This window comes from Delftia sp. GW456-R20, from assembly GCF_001622915.1.
GTDB lineage: Bacteria > Pseudomonadota > Gammaproteobacteria > Burkholderiales > Burkholderiaceae_C > Comamonas > Comamonas acidovorans.
On sequence record NZ_LWCN01000005.1, the window covers coordinates 249,881 to 272,270 of the forward strand.

The window sequence follows — 22,390 nt, forward strand, 5'->3', positions numbered from 1 at the left end:
GGCCATGCCCCATCCAGGCGCCCCGACTTCCTCACCCCATGAAACTTCTCATCGTTCCCGCCCGTACCGGCCTGCAATGGGTGCAGCAGGGCATCCGCACCTTCCGCCAGCAGCCGCTGGCACTGGCGGCGCTGTTCTTTCTGTCGATGGCGGCCATGTCGCTGGTCACGGTGCTGCCGCTGATCGGCCCCGTGATCGCTCTGGGCCTGCTGCCGGCCACCTCGCTGGCCATGATGGTGGCGGCGGCCGAGGCATCGCACGGGCGTGCGCCCACGCCGGCCCTGCTGCTGGTGGCCTTTCGCACCGGGCGCCAGCGCCTGAACTCCATGCTCACGCTGGGCGCCATGTATGCGGCAGGCTTCCTGCTGATCATGGGCCTGTCCATGCTCGTGGACGACGGCCAGTTTGCCAACGTCTACCTGGGCGGCGAGCCGCTGACGCGCGAGATCGCCGAGTCGCCCGACTTCCAGGCCGCCATGTGGCTGAGCATGGGCCTGTACCTGCCGCTGTCCCTGCTGTTCTGGCACGCGCCGGGGTTGGTGCACTGGCACAACGTGCCGCCGGTCAAGGCCGTGTTCTTCAGCCTGGTGGCCTGTGTGCGCAACATCGGCGCGCTGGTGGTCTTCGGCCTGAGCTGGATGGGCGTGTTCATCGTGGCCGGCATCGTGATGGCCCTGATCTCGGCCGTGCTGGCCCAGGTGCTGGGCAGCATTGCCAACGGCCTGATGATCGGCACGGCCATGCTGCTGGCCGCCATGTTCTTCACCTCCATCGTCTTCACCTTCCGTGACTGCTTTGCGGCGCCCGATGAAAGCGATGGCAGCGGCGCCATCGGCACCGAGCCGCCTGCGCCGCCCGGACTGTCCGGCTGAGCGCTTCGCCACTGCACCCCACAAAGCCCCTTTCAAGGGGCTTTTTCTTTGGACCTTTCTTCGGGCCTCTTCTTTGGCTTTTTTGACGGGCCGTATCGCCTGGCACCCCTCACCTGGCGGCTGTCACATGACGCTGTCACGGTTCCGTCATGCGGATGCCATCGCTGTGTCACACCGGCTGCCTAGCATGCCGTGCGGATGTCAAGCCAGCGAGTGCGCGGCGGCATCCCGGCCCATCCCGCCCCCGATGGGTTGACGCTGACAAACCCATAACGGAAGCCCCATGTCCCAATCCACGATGCTCTCCCGCCGCAAGGCGCTGCAATTCCTGACCGGCGCCCCCCTGCTGCCGCTCGGCTCCGCCGTGTCCGCCACCGGCCTGCTGACCGCCTGCGGCGGCGGTGACGACGGCCCCGCGAAGAACTATGTGGCGGCCAGCTTCACCTCCATGGCAGCGCCCACGCTGGCCAACCCCCAGGCCATGGCCAGGATGACCGTGGCCTCGCAGCTCAAGGTGCAGTTCAGCGACAACAGCGAGCAGAGCTTCGACCTGGGCTACCAGCCCTTCTTCGTCACCGGCGATGAAGTGTCCGACGGCAAGGGCGGCAAGATCCTGGCCGGCGGCTACTACGACATCAACAACAACAAGATCATCGACCGCACCGTGGCCGGCAGCGAGCGCCACTTCTTCTCCGATTCGCCCGACGGCACCTCGCTGCTGACCGTGCCCAATGCCAAGGTGGACGGCGTCAAGGGCAAGCCCGTGTTCGCCGTGGTGCAGTTCGAATACACCACCTGGGCGCAGGACGGCAAGACCGACATGTACGGCAAGCTGCCCTCGCCCATCGCCGTGCTGACGCTGGACCAGGACCAGACCACCGGCAAGCTCAGCCTGGTCAAGTACCACAACGTGGACACCTCCAAGGTGCACGGCCTGTGGATCACCTGCGGCGCCAGCCTGTCGCCCTGGGGCACCCACCTGTCCAGCGAAGAGTACGAGCCCGACGCCTTCACCACCGGCAATGCCCAGCTGCTGGCCTTCAGCCAGAACCTGTATGGCGACCAGAACAAGGCCAACCCCTACCACTACGGCCACATGCCCGAAGTGACGGTCAACGCGGACGGCACGGCCAGCATCAAGAAGCATTTCTGCATGGGCCGCATCTCGCACGAGCTGGTCCAGGTCATGCCCGACCAGCGCACGGCGCTGATGGGCGACGACGCCACCAACAGCGGCTACTTCGTCTTCGTGGCCGACAAGGAAAAGGACCTGTCCTCGGGTTCGCTGTACGTGGCCAAGGTGGGCGCGGGCTTCTCCATCGACCCCGCATCGGGCAGCGCCGCCGCGCTGACCTGGATCAAGCTGGGCTCGGCCACCAGCGCCGAGATCGAGCAGTTGGCCAACACGCTCAAGCCCACGGACATCATGTCCGTGGCAAAGACCGATCCGGGCGACGCCAGCTACACCAAGATCACGGCCAACGGCAAGGTCGAGTGGATCAAGATCAACCCCGGCATGGACAAGGCTGCCGCCTTCCTGGAAACCCACCGCTACGCCGCCTTCAAGGGCGCAAGCATGGGCTTCACCAAGATGGAAGGCACGACCGTCAACGCCAAGGACAAGGTGGCCTACTCGGCCCTGCAGAACTGCGAAAAGTCCATGGTGGCCGGTGATGCGCTGAACGTGGCCGGCAACGGCGTGTCCATCCCCAAGCAGCTCAAGGCCGGCGCCGTGATGGCACTGAACCTGCGCGGCGGCCAGAAGGACACGGCAGGCGCCGCCATCAACAGCGAGTGGATGCCCGTGGACACCAAGGCCCTGCTGGCCGGCGAAGACATCAGCGCCGACGCGCTGGGCAACACCGGCAACCCGAACAAGATCTGCAATCCCGACAACCTCAAGTTCTCGGAGAAGATGCGCACCCTGTTCATCGGCGAGGACAGCGGCCAGCACGTGAACAACTTCCTGTGGGCCTACAACATCGACACCAAGCAGCTGTCGCGCCTGATGTCGATTCCCGCCGGCGGCGAATCCACCGGCCTGCATGCCGTGGACGAGATCAACGGCTGGACCTACATCATGAGCAACTTCCAGCACGCCGGTGACTGGGGCGCCATCCACAACGTGGTCAAGCCCACGCTGGACCCGCTGATCAGCGCCAACTATCGCGGCAAGTTCGGCGCCGCCGTCGGCTACCTGACCGGCTCCGCTGCCCAGCCCAAGCTGTCGGCCTGACCGCCGCCATAGCGCCCCGCCGCCCTGCGGCGCGTGGCGCCGCCACACAAAGGCCATGGATTTCCATGGCCTTTTTGCATGTCTGCGCCGCAATTGCATGGATGTCATGAACCCGACTCTTAGCGTGCAAAACAAGAGTCATTCTCACCTGATCGCTATAATTTCTGATGCATTGCGGCGTCGCTCGCCCGCCATCGCACCATCTTCAGCCCCGCCGGATCACGCCCCTCAAGGCCCGGCAGGCGCACGCAGAGCCACACCACAGGAGAGACTCCATGACCGAACCTTCCCGCATCCTTCGCAGCACCGCCGCATGGCTGGCCGCCGCCGCCGCACTGGCGGTGCCGGCCGCGCATGCCGACTATCTCTGGCTGCAGCAGGACGCAGGACAGGCCCGGGCCTATGCCGGAGAGCTGCGCAAGCCGCTGGAACAGCTGCCGGCCCTGGAAGACGCCAAGCAGGTCCTGCCCGACGGCAAGAGCCTTCCCCTGAAGGCTGACGCCAATCATTTCACCGCGGACGCAGGCCAGGGCGATGTGCGCATCGCCGCCACGCGCCCCGGCGCCAATGGCGTGCTGACGTACTACCAGGCCCGTTTCGGCCGCAACGACACCAAGGCCGTGAACGACCTGGAGCTGGTGCCCACCACGGCGGGCGGCGATACGTTCCAGCTGGTGTTCAAGGGCCGCAAGGTCGCGGCCAGCCAGGTCAACGTGCAGACCAGCGAGGGCTGGTACCGCACGCTCACGCCATCGCAGGACGGCACGGTGAGCTTCAAGCCCTACTTCCCGGGCCTGTACGTGCTGGAGGTGACGGCGCGCGTGGACAACGGCTCGGTCACGCTGGACGGCAAGAAGTACACCGACGTGCGCCACACCACCACGCTGAGCTTCGAAGTCAAGCCCTGAGCGCCGGGCGCGGCAGCCCGCGCCTCACTCCACGACCGTGAGCTTGGCAATGGACAGCGCCAGCCACTTCGTGCCGTGGCGGCCAAAGCTGACCTGGGCGCGCGCGTCGTCGCCCGTGCCTTCCAGGGCCAGCACCTTGCCTTCGCCGAACTTGTTGTGGAACACGTTCAGGCCCACGCGCAGGCCGTGGCCCGGAGCGGCCTTTTGCGGCGGCACGGGAGGGCTGGCGAAGACCTCGCTGCGCCAGCCTTCGGCCTTGTTGCCGAAGCCGCCGCGATCGCGTGAACCATAGCCGCCACCACCGCCGCCACCGGGGCGGGGCGCGTAGCTGCCAAAGCCGCCCTGCTTGGGGGTGATCCACTTGAGCGCCTCATCGGGCAGCTCGTCGAAGAAGCGGCTCTTGACGTTGTAGCGCGTCTGCCCGTGCAGCATGCGCGTCTGCGAATGGCTCAGGTACAGGCGCTTGCGCGCCCGGGTGATGGCCACATAGGCCAGGCGGCGTTCTTCCTCCAGGCCGCCGCGGTCCATCATGGCGTTCTCATGCGGGAACAGGCCCTCTTCCACGCCGCCGATGAAGACGGCGTCGAACTCCAGCCCCTTGGAGGCATGCACGGTCATCAGTTGCACGGCGTCCTGGCCGGCCTGGGCCTGGTTGTCGCCAGCCTCCAGCGCCGCGTGCGTCAGGAAGGCGGCCAGCGGCGACAGTGTCTCGCCGGTATCGGCATCGACCATGCCGGCCACGGCGCCGGCCGGCGGCGTGAGCGGCGTGTCCAGCAGCGGCAGCGCAGGGTCCAGGCCCTGGCTGGCGGGGCTTTGCGTCAGCGCCCTGGCGCCGTCGTGCTCGTCCAGCGGCAAGGCCACGGCATCGCGGCCAAAGCCTTCCTGGGTGACAAAGCTCTCGGCCGCGTTCACGAGTTCCTGCAGGTTCTCGATGCGGTCGGCGCCTTCCTTTTCGTTGCGGTAGTGCTCGAGCAGGCCGCTTTCTTCCTCGATGGCCTCGATGATCTCGCGCAGCGTGCGGCCCTGGGTCTGCTCGCGCAGCACGTCGATCTTGGCGACAAAGCCTGCGAGCTTGGTGCCCGGCGCGCCCGGCACCGCCGAGACGGCATCGTGCAGCGAGCAGCCCGCGCTGCGCGCCGCGTCCTGCAGCGTCTCCACGCTGCGCGCGCCGATGCCGCGCGGCGGGAAGTTCACCACGCGCAGAAAGCTGGTGTCGTCGTGCGGGTTCTCCAGCAGGCGCAGGTAGGCCAGCGCATGCTTGATTTCGGCGCGCTCGAAAAAGCGCAGCCCGCCGTACACGCGGTAGGGAATGGCGGCATTGAACAGCTGCGATTCGATCACCCGGCTTTGCGCATTGCTGCGGTAGAGCACGGCGATTTCCTGGCGCTGCCAGCCGTCCTTTTTCACGAGCTGCTGGATTTCCTCGACCATCCACTGCGCCTCGGCCATGTCGGTGGGCGCCTCGTAGATGCGCACGGGCTCGCCCGGGCCCTGGGTGGTGCGCAGGTTCTTGCCCAGGCGCTGGCTGTTGTGGCTGATGAGCGCGTTGGCGCAGTCCAGGATGTTGCTGTAGGAGCGGTAGTTCTGCTCCAGCTTGATCTGCTGGCGCACATCGAACTCGCGCACGAAGTCCTGCATGTTGCCCACGCGCGCACCGCGAAAGGCGTAGATGCTCTGGTCGTCGTCGCCCACGGCGATCACGCTGCCCGTGGCCTGCAGGCGGCCATCCACCATGTCGCCCGCCAGCTGCTTGAGCCACTGGTACTGCAGCTTGTTGGTGTCCTGGAACTCGTCGACCATGATGTGGCGAAAGCGCCGCTGGTAGTGGGCGCGCAGCGCGGCATCGTCGCGCAGCAGCTCATAGGAGCGCAGCATCAGCTCGCCGAAATCGACCACGCCCTCGCGCTGGCACTGCTCCTCGTAGAGCTGGTAGATCTCGACCTTCTTGCGCGTGTCCGGGTCATTGGCCACCACGTCGCCGGGGCGCATGCCCTCTTCCTTGCAGCCGGCAATGAAGTACTGCAGCTGCTTGGGCGGGAAGCGCTCGTCGTCCACGTTGAACTGCTTGCACAGGCGCTTGACGGCCGACAGCTGGTCCTGCGTGTCCAGGATCTGGAAGGTGGACGACAGCTTTGCCGCCTGGTGGTGGGCGCGCAGCAGCCGGTTGCACAGGCCGTGGAAGGTGCCGATCCACATGCCGCGCACGTTGTAGGGCAGCATGGCCGACAGGCGGGCCAGCATTTCCTTGGCCGCCTTGTTGGTGAAGGTCACGGCCAGGATGGAGCCCGGCGTGGCCTGGCCCGTCTGCAGCAGCCAGGCGATGCGCGTGGTCAGCACCCGCGTCTTGCCCGAGCCCGCGCCGGCCAGGATCAGCGCGTGGCCGGCCGGAAGCGTGACGGCAGCGAGCTGCTCCTCGTTGAGGTGGGTCAGCAAAGGGGAGTTGGGGGCGGGCGCGGCACCGGAGGCGCCGTCGAGCAGATCGATCGGGAACATCCTGGCATTGTAGAAAGCACCTCGCTCCCCAGGGAAACCGATGCCGCATTTCCCGCAATCGGCCCGCGATCTGCCCGCAATAAGCCCGCGCAGCGCGCCCTTGCGGGCTCATAACGCCATCCCTATAACCGCTATATCGACAGGGTGCCCAGGCCCGTCGCCGGCAACGTATAGAATCAATCACCGGGCCCAAGTTTCTTGCGGTCCGGTTTTTTGTGCCCGGGCCACAGCCGCCCTGGCGACGCGGCCCGCCCGCGCCGCCCGCAAGACCGGCCTCCAAGCCAAGCGCCCCATCGCGGAGGGATGTTCCTGCCGCGACCTTTCATGGAGCTTGGAATCAAATGGAAATCTTCGACTACGACAACATCCTGCTGCTGCCGCGCAAGTGCCGCGTGGAAAGCCGCTCGGAGTGTGATGCCAGCGTGGAGCTGGGCGGTCGGTCCTTCCGCATCCCGGCCGTGCCGGCCAACATGAAGACGGTGGTGGATGAGAGCATCTGCACCTGGCTGGCCCAGAACGGCTACTTCTACGTGATGCACCGCTTTGACCTGGACAACGTGCAGTTCGTGCGCGAGATGCAGGGCAAGGGCTGCTTCGCCTCCATTTCGCTGGGCGTCAAGAAGCCCGACTACGACACCGTGGACCGCTTCGTCGCCGAAGGCCTGTGCCCCGAATACATCACCATCGACATCGCCCACGGCCATGCCGACAGCGTGAAGAACATGATCGGCTACCTCAAGGAGAAGCTGCCCAAGTCCTTCGTGATCGCCGGCAACGTGGGCACGCCCGAAGCCGTGATCGACCTGGAGAACTGGGGCGCTGACGCCACCAAGGTCGGCATCGGCCCCGGCAAGGTCTGCATCACCAAGCTCAAGACGGGCTTTGGCACGGGTGGCTGGCAGCTGTCGGCGCTCAAGTGGTGCGCGCGCGTGGCGACCAAGCCCATCATTGCCGATGGCGGCATCCGCAGCCACGGCGACATCGCCAAGAGCGTGCGCTTTGGCGCCACCATGGTGATGATCGGCTCGCTGTTCGCGGGCCACGAGGAATCGCCGGGCCAGACCGTCGAGGAAAACGGCCAACGCTTCAAGGAGTACTACGGCTCGGCCTCGGACTTCAACAAGGGCGAGTACAAGCACGTGGAGGGCAAGCGCATCCTCGAACCCGTCAAGGGCCTTCTGGCCAACACCCTGATCGAGATGGAGCAGGACGTGCAAAGCTCGATCAGCTACTCCGGCGGCAAGAAGCTGATGGACATCCGCAAGGTCAACTACGTGATCCTGGGCGGTGACAACGCAGGCGAACATCTGCTGATGTAAGCGCGCTGCGCGCCAGCACCCCAAAGGCGGCCTCGGCCGCCTTTTTTGCGGCTGCGCACCGCGTGGCACGCGGGCCCGGCTCAGCGCCACCATGCCATGAACTAAAAATTTGGCGCGTCTTCCTGCAAGCGCACAAAAAATGCCGCATAATTGCGGTCTCGTTTGCAGCGCAGACTTGTTTTTGGGGCTCTTAGCTCAGCTGGTAGAGCAGCGGACTCTTAATCCGTTGGTCGAGTGTTCGAATCACTCAGGGCCCACCAAAAATTCCTTTTCAGCCTGGATTCATCCAGGCTGATTCCTTCGGAATACCCGAGGGGGCTCTTAGCTCAGCTGGTAGAGCAGCGGACTCTTAATCCGTTGGTCGAGTGTTCGAATCACTCAGGGCCCACCAAGAATTTTTTTGCCTGATCTCATCAGGCATCCACGCAGAAATACGTGGGCTCTTAGCTCAGCTGGTAGAGCAGCGGACTCTTAATCCGTTGGTCGAGTGTTCGAATCACTCAGGGCCCACCACCAATACCCAGAACAAGGCACTCGGCGCGACAGCGCTCAGTGCCTTTTCTTGTTGTATTCCATCAGCACAGACATATTGCTGCTGCCAGCCTTGGCCACCCACTCCCGGCCAAAGCGCTCCCCCATCAAATCCAGCATGCGGCGCAGGTCCGCCGATGGCGCGGCCACGGACATCTTGTTGTCGACAAGAACCTTCTTGCCCAGCTCATCGGCCTGCTGGGCCAGCGCCCAGCCTTCTTTCTCGGCCAGCGCGGCGGCGCGGCTGATGGCCTGGCGTTCCGGCTCGGCAAAGCCCTTCCAGGCAAGTTCGCTGACGCACAACATGTTCTTGGGAATCCAGGCCTTGATGTCCAGAAACACCTTCATGGTCTTCCAAGCCTGGCTGTCGACGCCGGTGGCACTGGATGAAACCATGGCGTCAATACCTCCCTGCTCCAGCACCATGCCAAGATCACCGGCCGCGAGCACCACCGGCTGCGCTCCCCAGAGTTCCGCCAGCCGCTTGGTCGCATCGCTTTGCACACGCAGCCTGAGCCCCCTGAGATCCACGATGCTGTTGACCGGGCGCCGGCAGAACAGGCCCTGCGCCGGCCAAGGCACGGCAAACAGCAGGCGCACCCCCTGCTGAGCCAGCAAAAACTCCTGCAGCACGGGACGGGTCAGTTGCCACAGGTGCGCAGCCTCGTCAAAGCCACGCACGATGAAAGGCAGCGAGTCCATGGCCAGCAGCGGATGGATATCCACATAGGACGACATGAGAACTTCGCCGAACTGGATTTCATTGCGCTTGAGCGCAGGAAGCACCTGCCCCATGGGCTTGAGCGCCGAGTTGGACACCACATCGATCTCCAGCGCCTGCTGGGTATCGGCCCCCACGCGCGCCGCGAAGTTGCGCAGGTTCTGCGTGTGGAAGATGCCATCGCCATAGGCCGCCGACAGCTGCAGTCGACGGCCCTTGGACCAGGCAGCGCCTGCAGTCAGTTGCAACGCAGCCGGGGCCAGAGCCGATATCAACGTGCGGCGAGAAACAATCATGAAAGATCCTTGGCGAAAGCACCCAGAACCATGCCATCCACCCCACGGCGGACCTGTGCATGCTGGCGAAAAAGATAAATTCTATCGATATTTAAATCATTTAGATACAAACTATCTAACCATTCCATCGCCCAGGTCATTCGCCAAGCCATCCGTCACACCGGATTCCAGCCAAGCCGCTACAGTGTCACCCTGCCGCAGGCGCAAGGGCGCGCGGCCTTTTTCTGCGCCTGCGGTCTCCCGCAACGCACAACCGCCTCGCCTGCATGCCACAAAATGTTTCCCCGCTCTGGCAGGGCCCGCGCTGGGCCCTGGCCGTCCTGCTTGCCATCCTGGGCATGCTGGGGCCGTTCTCGATCGATACCTACATCCCCGCCTTCTCCGGCATCGCCCAGGCCCTGAACGCCACGCCGCTGCAGATGCAGCAGACGCTGTCGGCCTATCTGTTCGGCTTTGCCTTCATGAACCTTTTCCACGGCGCCATGGCCGACAGCTTTGGCCGCCGCCCCGTGGTGCTGTGGGGGCTGGCCGTATTCACGCTGGCATCGGCGGGCTGTGCACTATCGCAGAACATCACGCAGCTGGTGCTGTTTCGCGCGTTGCAGGGCCTGTCCACGGGTGCCGGCATCGTGGTGTCGCGCGCCGTGGTGCGCGACCTGTTTCCACCCGCCCAGGCCCAGCGCGTGATGGCGCAGATCACCATCTTCTTTGGCATAGCCCCAGCCCTGGCCCCTGTGATGGGCGGCTGGCTGTTCATACACCTGGGCTGGGCGGCAGTGTTCTGGTTTTTGACCCTGGTGGGCGTGCTGCTGTGGGGTATCAACTGGCGATTCCTGCCGGAATCCCTGCCACAGGCGCAGCGCCAGCCCTTCCGCTTCAAGCCTCTGATGCACGGCTACAAGGAGCTGTGCAGCGATCCGCGCTTTGTGCTGCTGGCCTTTGCCAGCGGCGTGCCGTTCAACGGCATGTTTCTGTATGTGCTGTCGGCGCCCGCCTTCCTGGGCGACCTGCTGCACCTGCAGCCGCAGCAGTTCTTCTGGTTCTTCGTGATCTCGATCTCGGGAATCATGGGTGGCGCATGGGTGAGCGGTCGTCTGGCCGGGCGCATTCCGCCCAAGCACCAGATCCGCCATGGCTTTCTGATCATGTTCGTCGTGTCCATCATCAACCTGGTCGCCAACCTGATCTGGCCCGCCCACGTGAGCTGGGCGCTGATTCCCGTGGGGGTGTTCGCCTTCGGCTGGGCCATGATGGTGCCCGTGGTCACGCTGCTGGTGCTGGACATCCACCCGGAGCGGCGCGGCCTGGCCTCATCGCTGCAGGCCGTGGTCGGCTCCACGGCCAATGGCATCGTGGCGGGCATGATTGCACCGCTGGTGATGCATTCGACCGTACTGCTGGCCCTGGGCTCGATCAGCATGATGCTGATCGGGCTGGCGTCCTGGATCTACCTGCACCACCGCTGGCCCGAAATCGGGCGGCACGCCTCGGAGACCTGACAGGTACTGCGGCGCTAAGCGCGGCCCGCGCGGCGGTCCAGCATTCTTTCCTTGTAGTAGCGCGCCTTTTCGGCATACATGGCCTGGTCGGCGCGCGAGACGGTGGCCTCGACTTGGCTGCCCGAATCGCAGCAGGCCACGCCCATGGACAGGCTGACCGCCTGGCCCGGATAGAACTGGTTGTTGAGCTCCAGCAGCGAGAGGATGCGCTCCTTGACCGCCTCGGCGCCGCGCTCGTCCGAAGCCGGCAAAAGCACCATGAACTCGTCGCCGCCTATGCGCGCCGCGCAGGCAGGCGCATCCACGGCCTTGGTCAGCACTTCGCCCACGCGGCGCAGCATGTCGTCGCCTGCGGCATGGCCATGCTCGTCATTGGCCTCCTTGAGGCCATTCATGTCGATGGCAATCACCGCCAGCGGCCAGGGCCCCTTGCGTGCCAGGCGATTGAGTTCCTCGATATAGAAGGCGCGATTGCGCAACTGGGTCAGCACATCGTGCTTGCCCAGGTATTCGAGGTAGGCCTCGGCCTTCTTGCGCGCCGTGATGTCCACCAGCGACAGCAGCACCAGCCCCCAGTCATCTGCATGGCCATCGAGCACGGCCAGCTGCATGTGGATGTGCAGAGCGTCGCCTGACAGGGCGTAGTTCACCACTTCGCGGTGCTGCACGAGCTTGCCGCTCCAAAGGTCCTGCAACTGATCGGCAAAGGAGTCGATCATCTCGTCACGGAAGATGCGGCCCAGCCGGCTCAGCAGTTGCAGCTTGTCGGTGGCGCCGAACATGCGCAGCGTCTGGCGGTTCACGTCCACAACGCGAATCTCCTGCATGCAGCGCGAGACGAATTCCGGGTGCACCTTGAGGAAGGTGGCGAAGTCGCTGATGCCCTGGGCACGCACATCGTCGAGCAGGCGCTTGATGGCGCTGAAATCCTCGACCCACAGCGACACGGGCGAGTACTCGAACAGGTCGCGCGAGTACTGTTCGCTGCGGTGCAGCTGGCGCGCGCTGCGCATCTCGGCCGTCACGTCTTCCAGCGAGACCAGCACGCAGTCCCAAAGCGCTTCATGACCGGGCAGGATGCGGCCACGGATCTGCACATCGAGCCGTCGCCCGTCCAGCGTGTAGTTGGCGGTGCGGTTGGCAAAGCTCAGAGAGCCCTGCCACAGATCCTCCAGCTCGCAGGCCAGACCCGCGTGCATGTCATCGCGGAACACCTGGCCCAGGCTGGCAAGAAAGGTCTGCTGGTCACTGGCGCCGAACAGGTCCAGCGTGCGCTGGTTGACGCGCACCACCTTGAGCGCCGCGCTGCACTGCTGCAGCGCCTGAGGGTGGGCCAGGAAATGCGCCTGCAGATCGGTCACGCCCTGCGCACGCCACTGGTCGAGCAGCCGCTTGAGCGCGCTGTAGTCCTCCAGCCATAGCGAGACGGGGGCCAGTTCGAACATGTGTTCAAAATCCACACTGGACGCGATCAAAGACTCCACAGGGCACCTCCGCGCCGCGATTATGGCAGTCACAGAGCCCGCCAGACAGCAGGTTCTGCACCATCAAGGACAGGCCGCACCACGCGAGGACGCAGATGGCCGAAAAAAAACCGGCCCCGAAGGGCCGGTCTGCATGCAATGCCGAGATCGATCAGCGCACGACGCGCTTGCGATCACCGCCCTGGGGCGAGTAAGGCTTGGGAGCGCTCTTGCCGAAGGCAGGACGGCGCTCGCCGCCGCCGAAGCCGCCACGGGATTCGCCACCGCCAAAGCCGCGCGACTCGCCGGATGCACCACGGAAGCCGCCTTCGCGAGGAGCGCCGTCACGGCGATCGCCGCCACGCGGAGCACCGCGGTCGCCGCTGAAGCCACGGCCTTCACCGCCACGGCCAAAGCCGCCTTCGCGCGGGGCCTGGCTGTAGCCGCCTTCGCGCTGACCTTGGCCCTGGCCGAAGCCGCCTTCGCGCTGGCCACCGCCGAAGCCACCGAAGCCAGCCTTGCGGCCATAGCCTTCGGAATCACGGCGTGCGCCGAAGCCACGATCGCCACCGCGATCACCGAAGCTGCGCTCGCGATCGCCGCCAAAGCCACGATCACCACCGAAACCGCCACGGCCACCGCCGCCGGCACCACGGCGATCGCCGCCACGGCTTTCAAAACCACCGCCGCCACGACGGCCGCCACGGCCTTCGTTGCTGCTGGGTGCGCGCTGTGCAGGTTCCAGGCCAGGAATCACTTCGGCCTTGAATTGCTGGCGGCTGTAGGCCTCGATATCGAAAATGCGACGACGGTCACGGAATTCCGCGAACGTGACGGCCACACCTTCGCGACCGGCACGGCCCGTGCGGCCGATACGGTGGGTGTAGTCCTCTGCCTTCATGGGCAGGCCGTAGTTGAAGACGTGGGTGATGGTGGGCACGTCAATGCCGCGTGCCGCCACATCGGTAGCCACCAGCACCTGCACCTGACCGCTGCGCAGCGCCATCAGGCGGCGGTTGCGCAGGCCCTGGCTCAGGGCGCCGTGCAGTGCCACGGCGGAGAAGCCGTCTTGCTGCAGGTCATTGGCCAGACCGTCGCACTCGACCTGGGTCGATGCGAAAACGATGGCCTGGTTGATCGTGGTGTCGCGCAGCCAGTGGTCCAGCAGCTTGCGCTTGTGCTGGGAGTTGTCGGCCCAGAACAGCACTTGCTTGATGCTGGCGTGCTTTTCCTGAGGCGTGTCGATGGTGACCTTCTTCACGCCGGAGCCGCCGTCATGCATCACGCGCATGGCCAGTTGCTGGATGCGGGGCGCGAAGGTGGCGCTGAACATCATGGTCTGCTTGCGCTGTGCCGTCAGGTCGTTGACTTCGGCCAGGTCATCCGAGAAGCCCAGGTCCAGCATGCGGTCGGCTTCGTCCACCACCAGGAACTGAACCTGGTCGAGCTTGATCTGCATCGAGCGCTGCAGGTCCAGCAGACGGCCGGGAGTGGCCACCACGAGGTTGGCGTTCTGCAGCTTGGCGATCTGCAGCTGGTAGGGCATGCCGCCCACCACGTTGGCGATGCGGATGCCGCGGCAGTGCTTGACCAGCTCGATGGCGTCATGCGCCACCTGCTGTGCCAGCTCGCGCGTGGGGCACAGGATCAGGGCGCCGGGAACGGCTGCCTTGAAATTGCGGGGATTCGTGGGGTCCTTGCGCTTGTTGCGCTTGGGCGTGGGCTGGCCGCTGGCCGTTGCTTCGGCGCACTGGCGGTCATATTCGGCGCGGATGGCGGCTTCTTCGTCAGCCTTTTGCTGGATCAGCGTGTGCAGCACGGGCAGCAGGAAGGCAGCGGTCTTGCCCGAGCCGGTCTGGCTGGACACCATCAGGTCGATGAAGGCCTGGTCATCACTGCCCATGGCCAGGGGAATGGCTTGCGCCTGCACGGCCGTGGGCTGGGTGTAGCCCAGATCGGCAACGGCACGGACCAGTTCTTCAGCCAGGCCCAGCTCGATGAAGGCATTGGGCAGTTCGGGGGCTGCTTCAACAGCCTCGGCGCCTTCGGCGATTTCCACGACTTCGGCGGCGGCCAGGGATTCGGCGGCCTGCTCGGCGCTGGCAACGGCGGCGTTCAGCACGGAAGATGCTTCAGCGGCGGAAGCAAAAGAGGAATCGGCAGCGGCAATGATGCCCTGCTCTTGAGAGATATCGTTCATGAATGGCTCTAACGAAAAGCACGCGCAGTCAGCGATCTGGCACGCTTTTCTCGACGGTTGGGTCAACATCCACCGTCAGACTTAACCGGCCCTTCGCAAAAGGGCGGATGGGCATTTTCGGCTGGTCCGAAACCGGTGGTCCCGCCATCCATGAAAGTCTTCATGGTGGTCTATGGACACCGACCACAGACACACAGCGCAGGGGCCCTTGTGTGATGGAGATGTGCAAATTGCCCCTTGTTGATGGGGGCAAGCTGGAGATTGTCGCACTCCCCGGGTTTTCCCGCAAGCCCCTGGCACAAAAATGGCCGGGGCCGCCAGATTCAGACGCTCAGCAGGCGCGCGCGGTAGTGCGCCAGCTCATCGATGGACTCGTGCACATCGGCCAGTGCGGTGTGGCGCTGGGCCTTCTTGAAGGAGGCATAGGCGTCGGGCTTCCAGCGCCTGGCCAGTTCCTTGAGGGTGCTGACATCGACATTGCGGTAGTGGAAGAAGTTGTTGAGCTTGGGCATGTAGCGCTCCATGAAGCGCCTGTCCTGCCCGATGCTGTTGCCGCACAGCGGGGCCTTGGCCTTGGGAACGTACTGCGAGAGGAACTTGATCAGCGCAGCCTCCGCATCGGCCTCGCTGGTGGTCGATGCCTTGACGCGATCGATCAGGCCGCTCCTGCCATGCGTGCCCTTGTTCCAGGCATCCATGCCATCGAGCAGCGCATCTGCCTGATGGATGGCAAATACCGGCCCTTCGATGCGAATGGCCAGGTCCGGACTGGTGACGACCACGGCGATCTCGATGATGCGATCGGTATCGGGCTGCAGCCCGGTCATCTCGCAGTCGAGCCAGACGAGGTTGAGATCGGATTTGGCCAGGGTGATGGACGTGCCGGGTTCGGCGGGGACGGGAATGCAAGCGCTGGCGGCTTCGGAGGCTTCGGACATGGCCCAAATTGTCGCCTACACTGCGGCCACATGGCCTTCAACCCCGATTTTTCCTCGACGCTGTCCCTGCTGTTTGCCGCAGCCGTGCTGGCCCAGTGGCTGCTGCGCGCCTGGCTGGCCTCGCGCCAGGTCCGCCATGTGGCCCGCCATCGGGCCGAGGTGCCTGAGGCCTTTGCGCAACGCATCAGCCTCGCGGCCCATCAAAAGGCCGCCGACTACACGCTGGCCAAGGCCCGCATCGCCCTGATCGAGATGACGCTGGGCGCCGTGGTGCTGCTCGCATGGACGCTGCTGGGCGGGCTCGACGCGCTCAACCAGTGGCTGCTGGAACTGATGGGCGCCGGCCTGTGGCAGCAACTGGCACTGCTGGCCGGCTTTGCCCTGATCTCCGGGCTGGTGGAGCTGCCGCTGTCGCTCTACCAGACCTTTGTGCTGGAGCAGCGCTTTGGATTCAACCAGATGACGCTGCGGCTGTGGCTGACCGATGCCATCAAGTCCACCGCCATGGGCGCGGCCATCGGCCTTCCCCTGGCGGCGCTGATCCTGTGGCTCATGGGCTCGGCCGGCGACCTGTGGTGGCTGTGGGCCTGGGCCGTGTGGACGGCGTTCAACCTGCTGCTGATGTGGATCTTTCCGACCTTCATCGCACCGCTGTTCAACAAGTTCGAACCGCTGGCCGAAGGCACGCTCAAGAAACGCGTGAGCGCGCTGATGCAGCGCTGCGGCTTCACGGCCAAAGGCCTGTTCGTGATGGATGGCAGCCGCCGCTCGGCCCATGCCAATGCCTATTTCACGGGCTTCGGCCATTCCAAGCGCGTGGTGTTCTTCGACACCTTGCTCAAGCAGCTCGACGCCGACGAGGTGGAGGCCGTGCTCGCGCACGAACTGGGCCACTTCAAGCACCGCCACATCCTCAAGCGCATGCTGCTGATGTTCGCCGCCAGCCTGGCCGGCTTCGCACTGCTGGGCTGGCTGTCGCAGCAGCTGTGGTTCTACCTGGGCCTGGGCGTGCGCCCCGGTCTTGACCTTGCGCTGGGCCATGGCGGGATAGGCGCCGGCAACGAGGCCGTGGCACTGCTACTGTTCCTGCTGGCCGTGCCGGTGTTCAGCTTCTTTGTCACCCCGCTGTTCTCGGCCCTGTCGCGCCGCGACGAGTTCGAAGCCGATGCCTATGCCATGCAACAGGCCAGCGGCGCCCATCTGGCCTCGGCACTGCTCAAGCTGTACGAGGACAATGCTTCAACGCTCACGCCCGATCCCTGGTACGTGGGCTTTTACTACTCGCATCCGCCCGCCCTCGCCCGGCTGGCGCGCATGCCTTCTCCGACCTGACCCTTTCACATCCACCATGAGCACACAACGCTTGCAACAACAGGACTGGTCCACTCAGCAGCGCCGCGCGCTGACGCCGGACGAATTGCGCACCGCACTGGCGGCCCTGCCGGGCTGGCAGCTCGATGGCGATGCCATCGCCAAGAGCTACGCCTTTGCCAATTACTACGAGACCATGGCCTTCGTGAACGCGCTGGCCCTGATCGCCCACCAGCAGGACCACCACCCCGACCTGACCGTGAGCTACGGCCGTTGCGGTGTGCGCCTGAACACGCATGACGTGAACGGCATCTCGTCCACCGACATCGAGTGCGCCCGGCGCATCAATGCGCTGCTGGAGCGTCCATGAATCCCACCCCGGCATCCCATGGCTGAGCGCTCCGCATTGCGAGAAGGCCTGGTCGTCTCCAGCCATGGCCGCCACTGCGTGGTCGAGACCGAAGAAGGCGCACGCCACATCTGCCATCCGCGCGGCAAGAAGAGCCAGACCGTGGTCGGCGACCGCGTGCGCTGGCAATTGCCACCCGCCGGCCAGGGCGAGGAAGGCACCATAGAGAAGGTGCTGGAACGGCGCAACCTGTTCTACCGCCAGGACGAGATACGCACCAAGTCCTTTGCGGCCAACATCGACCAGGTGCTGATCCTGATCGCGGCCGAGCCGGTGTTCTCCGAAAGCCAGCTGGCCCGTGCCCTCATCACCGCCGAAGCCACCCACATCAAGCCCCTGATCGCCCTGAACAAGCGTGACCTGGCCGAGCCCTTCGCCGATGCCTGGGAGCGCCTGAAGCCCTATCGCGAGATGTACCTGGGCCAGGAAACGCCGCACTACGAGGTGCTGTCGCTGTCGCTGGCCAACGAAGGCGAGGCCGACCGGCAGTTGCTGATGCAACACCTCAAGGGCAAGGCCACCTTGGTCCTGGGCCCGTCCGGCTCGGGCAAAAGCACCTTGATCAACCTGCTGGTGCCCGGCGCACGCGCGGCCACCAACGAGATCTCGCAGGCGCTGAACTCCGGCAAGCACACGACCACCACGACCAGCTGGTACTGGATGGACGAAGAGCGCACCACGGCGCTGATCGACTCACCGGGCTTCCAGGAATTCGGCCTGCGCCACATAGAGCCCACGGACCTGCCCCGCTGCATGCCCGACATCGGCGCCCACGCGCAGGAATGCAAGTTCTACAACTGCACCCACCTGCACGAGCCGGGATGCGCCGTCATGCCGCGCGTGGAAGACGAGGAAACCGGAATGGATGCCGACCACGACATCAGCGCCAACCGCTACTACATCTACGCCGAGCTGTTCGATGAATTGAGCCAGGCGCAGAAGTACTGACCTCCTCAAAACAACGACCCGGCTGCATCAGGAAGGGCGGGCTGCTGCCTGGCAAGACAGGCAGGGCTCGCCTTCTGCGGCGCAGCGATCAGCCCAGCAAACGCGCCAGCGACAGCAGGGCCAGCAGCAGCAGCCAGACCACGACCGAACGCCAGACCAGGCCGACCACGCTGCGCAGATGGCCGATCTCCGGCTCGCGGCCCGGCGTGGCTTCGCTGTCCACATCGAGATCGATCTCCTCGCCGTCGTCGCGGGTCACCGAGATGCCTTCACGGCGCTTGAGCGCCTCGCCGCCCAGGCGCACGTTGATGGCACCCGAGGTGGCGGCCAGGATCACGCCATCGTTGTCGTTGGGAAAGCGCTGGGCATGGAAGCGCCAGCCTTCGATGGCTTCCTCGAAGCTGCCGACCACAGCAAAGGACAGCGCCGTCAACCGTGCAGGCAACCAGTCGATCACGGTCCAGGCCAGCCGGGAGGTGTGCTGCAGCTGGGGACTGACCTGGGTGCCGCCCACCAGGCCCTTGCGCGACCAGGAGCGCGACAGGTGCTCGGTCATGCGGTAGAACACGGCGCCGAGCGGACCCAGCCCCAGCGCTGCCAGCGCAGAGAACCAGAACAGAACGCCAAACACATGGCGATGAGCGGCCAGCACCGAGTACTCGATCACATGGCGCACGACCTCGCTGCGCGGAACCTCGCTGGCATCGACCTGCTGCCAGTGAGCCAGCGCCTCGCGCGCGGCATACTCATCGCCTGCATCCAGCGCATCGCGGATGCGTGTGAAGTGGTGGCTGAACTGGCGAAAGCCCAGCGTCACATAGAGCACGGCCACATTCCAGACCATGGCCAGCGGCCAGCCCACGCCCCACAGCAGCAGCAGGTAGATGCCCGTCACCAGCACGCAGGGCAATGCCACCGCCACGGTCCAGGCAAGCCAGCCATGGTGCGCCTGGCCGGCATCGAAGTTGCGGCGCACCGAAACCGTCCAGGCCCTGTAGCCTGTGTGCACGAGATTGGCCGGCGTCAACGGGCGCGCCTGCTCGATCAGCAAGGCGATCAGAATGGCAAAGAAACTCATCCGGCCATCATACTGGCGCATGCAGACAGGTCAGTGACCCCGGGGTGGCACGGCCCGCGATCCGGGCATCAGGCCGACAGGAATCGGTAAAGATTTCGCAGCATGCCGGCCGTGGCGCCCCAGATGTAGCGCTGGCGATCACCATCCTGGTAGGGCATTGCAAACCATTCGCGCGGCACGCCGTTCCAGACCATGGAGTGGCGCTCATGATTGGCAGGATCGAGCAGGAAGGCCAGCGGCACCTCGAACACATCCGCCACTTCGTAGGGATTGGGATTGAGGTGCGCCCGGGGATCGACCAGGGCCACCACCGGCGTGATCAGGAAGGCCGTGCCCGTGATGTAGATGGGCAGCGTGCCCAGCACTTGCACATCGCTGGCGGCCAGTCCGACTTCCTCATGCGCCTCGCGCAGGGCCGTGGCCTGGGCAGAGGCATCCTCCGGATCGCGCTTGCCGCCCGGAAATGCCACCTGCCCCGAATGCGTGGACAGGTGGGCCGTGCGCTCGGTCAGCAGCACCGTGGGCTCGGGGCGAAGCACGATGGGCACGAGCACGGCGGCATCGGTGGGCTGGCGATCGCTGAAGCGCTTCTCGCGCACCACCTCGGGAGCCCACTGGGGCGGCAGCGCAAAGCGCTGGCGCAGGGCCTCGGGCGTGCGGGCCTCGGGGGGCACGGCAGGCAGGTGGCTGTCCTTGCCAATCAGTTGCGCCATGCGCGGGTCGGCGATCGACGGCACGGCTGCGGGCACTGGCCCGCCGGTCGGCACGGGAATGGCGGTATCGGGCAGAGAGGACACGAATAAAGGCTTGTGATGGGCAACGGCCGGACAACAAAAAAGCCGCTACAGGCGACTGTAGCGGCTTTCCAGCTGTGACGCAGGTGCTTAGGCTTCGGCAGAAACCTTGACACGCGACGGCAGCTTTTCCTTGATGCGGGCCGACTTGCCGCTGCGCTCGCGCAGGTAGTACAGCTTGGCACGACGCACATCACCGCGACGCTTGACTTCGATGCCGGCGATCAGGGGCGAGTAGGTCTGGAACGTACGCTCCACGCCTTCACCGCTGGAGATCTTGCGCACGGTGAAGCCGCTGTTCAGGCCACGGTTGCGCTTGGCGATCACCACGCCTTCGTAAGCCTGCACGCGCTTGCGGCTGCCTTCGACCACGTTCACGCTCACGATGACGGTGTCACCGGGGGCGAACTGGGGGATGGTCTTGTTCAGACGGGCGATTTCCTCTTGCTCGAGGATCTGGATCAGATTCATGGTCAACATCCAATCGATCTTGTCCGCGCCAGGATTGGCAAGCGCCGGGATTGGCGCCATGGCTGCTTTGTTCGTAGCAGCGGCCGGATAGAGGATCGAAGAATCGCGGATTATAGCCCGGAGACGTTTTTTGCCAAAAACCCCTCGTCCTTGGCGTTGAGCAGGCCCTGGGCGCGCGCCTGCTCTATCAGCTCGGGCCGGTGCCTGGCTGTGATGGACAGGCGCTGGTCGCGGCGCCAGCGCTCGATCTGCGCGTGGTGGCCGGACAACAGTGGCGCCGGCACTTCACGCCCTTCCCAGACTTCGGGGCGGGTGTAGTGCGGGCAATCGAGCAGGCCGTCGAGCGCCGGATTGAAGCTGTCCTGCTGGAAACTGCCTTCGTCATTGAGCACGCCGGGCTGCAGCCGTGCGACGGCATCCAGCAGGGCCATGGCAGCGATCTCGCCGCCAGAAAGCACGAAGTCGCCCAGGCTCAACTGGTGCGTGACATGGGTATCGATGAAGCGCTGGTCCAGGCCCTCGTAGCGGCCGCACAGCAAGATCGCGCCCTGTCCCTGCGCCCAGTCGGCCACCACGGCATGGCGCAGCGTGGTGCCGATCGGCGAGAACAGCACCACGGGAGCCGGCTCGGGCTCGCCGGCCTCGCGGCGCGCCTGCTGGGCCGTCTCAAGGCAGCGCTGCAGCGGCTCGGCCATCATCACCATGCCCGGACCGCCGCCAAAGGGGCGATCGTCCACGCGCCGGTAGTTGCCCTGGGCATGGTCGCGCGGATTCCACAGGTGTACGCCGACCTGGCCCGAGGCATAGGCACGGCGCGTGACGCCGCTTTCAAGAAACGGCGTGAACAGCTCAGGGAACAGCGTGATGATGTCGAAGCGCATGGAGGTCGGCGATCAATAGTCGGGCTGCCAGTCGGCAACGATGGTCTTGCCCGGCAGATCCACCTTGTCCACATAGGCATCGACAAAGGGAATCATGCGCTCGCGCTCCTTGCCATCCTCTTCATAGGCCAGCACCAGCACGGTCTGCGGGCCGGTGGACAGCAGGTCGCGGACGACGCCCAGGGCCACGCCCTCGCGGTTGACCACGGACAGGCCCAGCAGATCGACCCAGTAATACTCGCCATCTTCGGGCTGCGGGAAATCGCTGCGCGCCACGAAGATGCGCGCGCCACGCAGGGCCTCGGCGGTATTGCGGTCGTTCACGACAGGCGATGTGGCGACGACGGAATCGGAGTGGACGCGCGCCTGCTTGACCGGCAGCAGCACCGTACCGGTGAACTGCCGCGCACCCTTCTCGGGGGGCTGCAGATACCACTGCTTTGCGGTGAACAGGGCCTCGGGGTCGGCACTGAAGGCGGCCACCTTGAACCAGCCCTTGATGCCCCAGGCATCGGCGATGCGCCCGACCTCCACGGCATCGGCGGGCAGGACGCTGGCTTCGAGTTCAGGCATGTGGCTCATGGCAGTCGGTAGGCAGTAGATGGACAGTCAATGCAGATCGTTGCAGATCCCTGCAAGGCGATCCGGAAGGGAAAACAAAAACGGGCTCCGTCAGACAAGCCAACGGAACCCGATTTCAGAAGGGATGCTGAATTAGGCAGCAGTCTTCTGGGTGGCCTGCTTGATCAGGCGCTCTGCGGTCTCGGAAGCCTGCGCGCCAACGCCCTTCCAGTAGTTCACGCGGTCCAGAGCAACGCGCAGACCCTCTTCGCCGCCACGGGCGTTGGGGTTGTAGAAGCCCAGGCGTTCGATGAACGAACCATCGCGACGCACGCGCTTGTCGGCGGCAACGATGTTGTAGAACGGACGGGCCTTGGAACCGCCGCGAGAGAGTCGAATGACGACCATGATTTTCCTTCGGGTGGGCGCAGCCACCACACAATTAACTAGACAATGAATGG

20 protein-coding genes and 3 tRNA genes are annotated in these 22,390 nt (G+C 65.1%); 11 read left to right on the top strand and 12 right to left on the bottom strand.

Features of this window, described 5'->3' with window-relative positions; genetic code table 11:
- Window positions 1-38: 38 nt before the first annotated feature.
- The 3 genes from A4F85_RS25115 to A4F85_RS25125 all read left to right on the top strand — a co-directional run bounded on the left by A4F85_RS25115 (window position 39) and on the right by A4F85_RS25125 (window position 4,016).
- Window positions 39-872 (top strand): BPSS1780 family membrane protein, encoded by an 834-nt coding sequence (locus tag A4F85_RS25115; protein WP_063328165.1) that lies wholly within the window; start codon window positions 39-41, stop codon window positions 870-872.
- Window positions 873-1,155: 283 nt separating this feature from the next.
- Entirely contained in the window at window positions 1,156-3,108 is a 1,953-nt protein-coding gene (locus tag A4F85_RS25120) for a PhoX family protein (protein ID WP_063328166.1), read from the top strand.
- 275 nt (window positions 3,109-3,383) lie between these two features.
- On the top strand, window positions 3,384-4,016 hold the full coding sequence (locus A4F85_RS25125) for a hypothetical protein (RefSeq protein ID WP_013800941.1): 633 nt from the start codon (window positions 3,384-3,386) through the stop codon (window positions 4,014-4,016).
- Between the two features lie 24 nt (window positions 4,017-4,040).
- Here A4F85_RS25125 and A4F85_RS25130 read toward each other — a convergent pair whose 3' ends face one another.
- Window positions 4,041-6,509 (bottom strand): UvrD-helicase domain-containing protein, encoded by a 2,469-nt coding sequence (locus A4F85_RS25130; protein WP_063328167.1) that lies wholly within the window; start codon window positions 6,507-6,509, stop codon window positions 4,041-4,043.
- A 341-nt stretch (window positions 6,510-6,850) separates the two neighbouring features.
- Here A4F85_RS25130 and A4F85_RS25135 point away from each other — a divergent pair, with 341 nt between their 5' ends.
- The 4 genes from A4F85_RS25135 to A4F85_RS25150 all read left to right on the top strand — a co-directional run bounded on the left by A4F85_RS25135 (window position 6,851) and on the right by A4F85_RS25150 (window position 8,341).
- Window positions 6,851-7,828 (top strand): GMP reductase, encoded by a 978-nt coding sequence (locus tag A4F85_RS25135; protein WP_013800939.1) that lies wholly within the window; start codon window positions 6,851-6,853, stop codon window positions 7,826-7,828.
- 184 nt (window positions 7,829-8,012) lie between these two features.
- Window positions 8,013-8,088: transfer RNA gene (locus A4F85_RS25140), tRNA-Lys, on the top strand.
- A gap of 55 nt (window positions 8,089-8,143) precedes the next feature.
- Window positions 8,144-8,219, top strand: a tRNA-Lys gene (locus A4F85_RS25145).
- A gap of 46 nt (window positions 8,220-8,265) precedes the next feature.
- Window positions 8,266-8,341 (top strand) — tRNA-Lys (locus A4F85_RS25150).
- Window positions 8,342-8,377: 36 nt separating this feature from the next.
- Here the strand turns inward: A4F85_RS25150 and A4F85_RS25155 are convergent.
- Together A4F85_RS25155 and A4F85_RS30770 are read right to left on the bottom strand one after the other, a co-directional pair.
- Window positions 8,378-9,376: a TRAP transporter substrate-binding protein gene (locus A4F85_RS25155; RefSeq protein WP_063328168.1), complete on the bottom strand. Its 999-nt coding sequence runs from the start codon at window positions 9,374-9,376 to the stop codon at window positions 8,378-8,380.
- On the bottom strand, window positions 9,373-9,516 hold the full coding sequence (locus tag A4F85_RS30770; protein WP_156517059.1) for a hypothetical protein: 144 nt from the start codon (window positions 9,514-9,516) through the stop codon (window positions 9,373-9,375). Before A4F85_RS30770 ends, A4F85_RS25155 begins: the two co-directional genes overlap by 4 nt.
- Window positions 9,517-9,642: 126 nt before the next feature.
- Here A4F85_RS30770 and A4F85_RS25160 point away from each other — a divergent pair, with 126 nt between their 5' ends.
- Window positions 9,643-10,875, top strand: a complete 1,233-nt coding sequence (locus A4F85_RS25160) for a multidrug effflux MFS transporter (RefSeq protein WP_063328169.1) — start codon at window positions 9,643-9,645, stop codon at window positions 10,873-10,875.
- Window positions 10,876-10,889: 14 nt separating this feature from the next.
- Here the strand turns inward: A4F85_RS25160 and A4F85_RS25165 are convergent, their stop codons facing one another.
- The 3 genes from A4F85_RS25165 to orn all read right to left on the bottom strand — a co-directional run bounded on the left by A4F85_RS25165 (window position 10,890) and on the right by orn (window position 15,476).
- On the bottom strand, window positions 10,890-12,359 hold the full coding sequence (locus tag A4F85_RS25165; protein ID WP_330873353.1) for a sensor domain-containing diguanylate cyclase: 1,470 nt from the start codon (window positions 12,357-12,359) through the stop codon (window positions 10,890-10,892).
- Window positions 12,360-12,510: 151 nt separating this feature from the next.
- Entirely contained in the window at window positions 12,511-14,538 is a 2,028-nt protein-coding gene (locus A4F85_RS25170; RefSeq protein WP_063328170.1) for a DEAD/DEAH box helicase, read from the bottom strand.
- A 323-nt stretch (window positions 14,539-14,861) separates the two neighbouring features.
- The gene (orn, locus tag A4F85_RS25175; protein ID WP_063328171.1) at window positions 14,862-15,476 is read right to left on the bottom strand and encodes an oligoribonuclease; all 615 of its coding nucleotides are present in this window, start codon (window positions 15,474-15,476) and stop codon (window positions 14,862-14,864) included.
- A gap of 30 nt (window positions 15,477-15,506) precedes the next feature.
- Here orn and A4F85_RS25180 point away from each other — a divergent pair, with 30 nt between their 5' ends.
- The 3 genes from A4F85_RS25180 to rsgA are packed head-to-tail and all read left to right on the top strand — an operon-like array spanning window position 15,507 to window position 18,144.
- Window positions 15,507-16,808: a M48 family metallopeptidase gene (locus A4F85_RS25180; protein WP_063328172.1), complete on the top strand. Its 1,302-nt coding sequence runs from the start codon at window positions 15,507-15,509 to the stop codon at window positions 16,806-16,808.
- A 16-nt stretch (window positions 16,809-16,824) separates the two neighbouring features.
- Window positions 16,825-17,157, top strand: coding sequence for a 4a-hydroxytetrahydrobiopterin dehydratase (locus A4F85_RS25185; RefSeq protein WP_063328173.1), 333 nt, complete (start codon window positions 16,825-16,827; stop codon window positions 17,155-17,157).
- 18 nt (window positions 17,158-17,175) lie between these two features.
- Window positions 17,176-18,144, top strand: coding sequence for a ribosome small subunit-dependent GTPase A (rsgA, locus tag A4F85_RS25190; RefSeq protein ID WP_013800931.1), 969 nt, complete (start codon window positions 17,176-17,178; stop codon window positions 18,142-18,144).
- A gap of 88 nt (window positions 18,145-18,232) precedes the next feature.
- On the opposite strand, the gene A4F85_RS25195 is transcribed toward rsgA, so the two are convergent.
- The 6 genes from A4F85_RS25195 to rpsP all read right to left on the bottom strand — a co-directional run bounded on the left by A4F85_RS25195 (window position 18,233) and on the right by rpsP (window position 22,337).
- Window positions 18,233-19,222: a CobD/CbiB family protein gene (locus tag A4F85_RS25195; RefSeq protein WP_034398910.1), complete on the bottom strand. Its 990-nt coding sequence runs from the start codon at window positions 19,220-19,222 to the stop codon at window positions 18,233-18,235.
- Window positions 19,223-19,290: 68 nt separating this feature from the next.
- Window positions 19,291-20,019 carry a CoA pyrophosphatase gene (locus A4F85_RS25200; RefSeq protein ID WP_043825071.1) on the bottom strand — a complete coding sequence of 243 codons (729 nt, stop codon included), beginning with the start codon at window positions 20,017-20,019 and terminating at the stop codon, window positions 19,291-19,293.
- 87 nt (window positions 20,020-20,106) lie between these two features.
- The gene (gene rplS, locus A4F85_RS25205) at window positions 20,107-20,487 is read right to left on the bottom strand and encodes a 50S ribosomal protein L19 (RefSeq protein WP_013800930.1); all 381 of its coding nucleotides are present in this window, start codon (window positions 20,485-20,487) and stop codon (window positions 20,107-20,109) included.
- A 110-nt stretch (window positions 20,488-20,597) separates the two neighbouring features.
- The gene (gene trmD / locus A4F85_RS25210; protein ID WP_063328174.1) at window positions 20,598-21,368 is read right to left on the bottom strand and encodes a tRNA (guanosine(37)-N1)-methyltransferase TrmD; all 771 of its coding nucleotides are present in this window, start codon (window positions 21,366-21,368) and stop codon (window positions 20,598-20,600) included.
- A 12-nt stretch (window positions 21,369-21,380) separates the two neighbouring features.
- Entirely contained in the window at window positions 21,381-21,950 is a 570-nt protein-coding gene (gene rimM / locus A4F85_RS25215) for a ribosome maturation factor RimM (protein WP_013800928.1), read from the bottom strand.
- 132 nt (window positions 21,951-22,082) lie between these two features.
- Window positions 22,083-22,337: a 30S ribosomal protein S16 gene (gene rpsP, locus A4F85_RS25220; RefSeq protein WP_012207143.1), complete on the bottom strand. Its 255-nt coding sequence runs from the start codon at window positions 22,335-22,337 to the stop codon at window positions 22,083-22,085.
- Window positions 22,338-22,390 lie beyond the last annotated feature (53 nt).

Coding starts and splice junctions, on each gene's coding strand:
- A4F85_RS25115 (WP_063328165.1), top strand. CDS start 39: ATGAAACTTCTCATCGTTCCCGCCCGTACCGGCCTGCAATGGGTGCAG.
- A4F85_RS25120 (WP_063328166.1), top strand. CDS start 1,156: ATGTCCCAATCCACGATGCTCTCCCGCCGCAAGGCGCTGCAATTCCTG.
- A4F85_RS25125 (WP_013800941.1), top strand. CDS start 3,384: ATGACCGAACCTTCCCGCATCCTTCGCAGCACCGCCGCATGGCTGGCC.
- A4F85_RS25130 (WP_063328167.1), bottom strand. CDS start 6,509: ATGTTCCCGATCGATCTGCTCGACGGCGCCTCCGGTGCCGCGCCCGCC.
- A4F85_RS25135 (WP_013800939.1), top strand. CDS start 6,851: ATGGAAATCTTCGACTACGACAACATCCTGCTGCTGCCGCGCAAGTGC.
- A4F85_RS25155 (WP_063328168.1), bottom strand. CDS start 9,376: ATGATTGTTTCTCGCCGCACGTTGATATCGGCTCTGGCCCCGGCTGCG.
- A4F85_RS30770 (WP_156517059.1), bottom strand. CDS start 9,516: ATGACCTGGGCGATGGAATGGTTAGATAGTTTGTATCTAAATGATTTA.
- A4F85_RS25160 (WP_063328169.1), top strand. CDS start 9,643: ATGCCACAAAATGTTTCCCCGCTCTGGCAGGGCCCGCGCTGGGCCCTG.
- A4F85_RS25170 (WP_063328170.1), bottom strand. CDS start 14,538: ATGAACGATATCTCTCAAGAGCAGGGCATCATTGCCGCTGCCGATTCC.
- orn (WP_063328171.1), bottom strand. CDS start 15,476: ATGTCCGAAGCCTCCGAAGCCGCCAGCGCTTGCATTCCCGTCCCCGCC.
- A4F85_RS25180 (WP_063328172.1), top strand. CDS start 15,507: ATGGCCTTCAACCCCGATTTTTCCTCGACGCTGTCCCTGCTGTTTGCC.
- A4F85_RS25185 (WP_063328173.1), top strand. CDS start 16,825: ATGAGCACACAACGCTTGCAACAACAGGACTGGTCCACTCAGCAGCGC.
- rsgA (WP_013800931.1), top strand. CDS start 17,176: ATGGCTGAGCGCTCCGCATTGCGAGAAGGCCTGGTCGTCTCCAGCCAT.
- A4F85_RS25195 (WP_034398910.1), bottom strand. CDS start 19,222: ATGAGTTTCTTTGCCATTCTGATCGCCTTGCTGATCGAGCAGGCGCGC.
- rplS (WP_013800930.1), bottom strand. CDS start 20,487: ATGAATCTGATCCAGATCCTCGAGCAAGAGGAAATCGCCCGTCTGAAC.
- trmD (WP_063328174.1), bottom strand. CDS start 21,368: ATGCGCTTCGACATCATCACGCTGTTCCCTGAGCTGTTCACGCCGTTT.
- rimM (WP_013800928.1), bottom strand. CDS start 21,950: ATGAGCCACATGCCTGAACTCGAAGCCAGCGTCCTGCCCGCCGATGCC.
- rpsP (WP_012207143.1), bottom strand. CDS start 22,337: ATGGTCGTCATTCGACTCTCTCGCGGCGGTTCCAAGGCCCGTCCGTTC.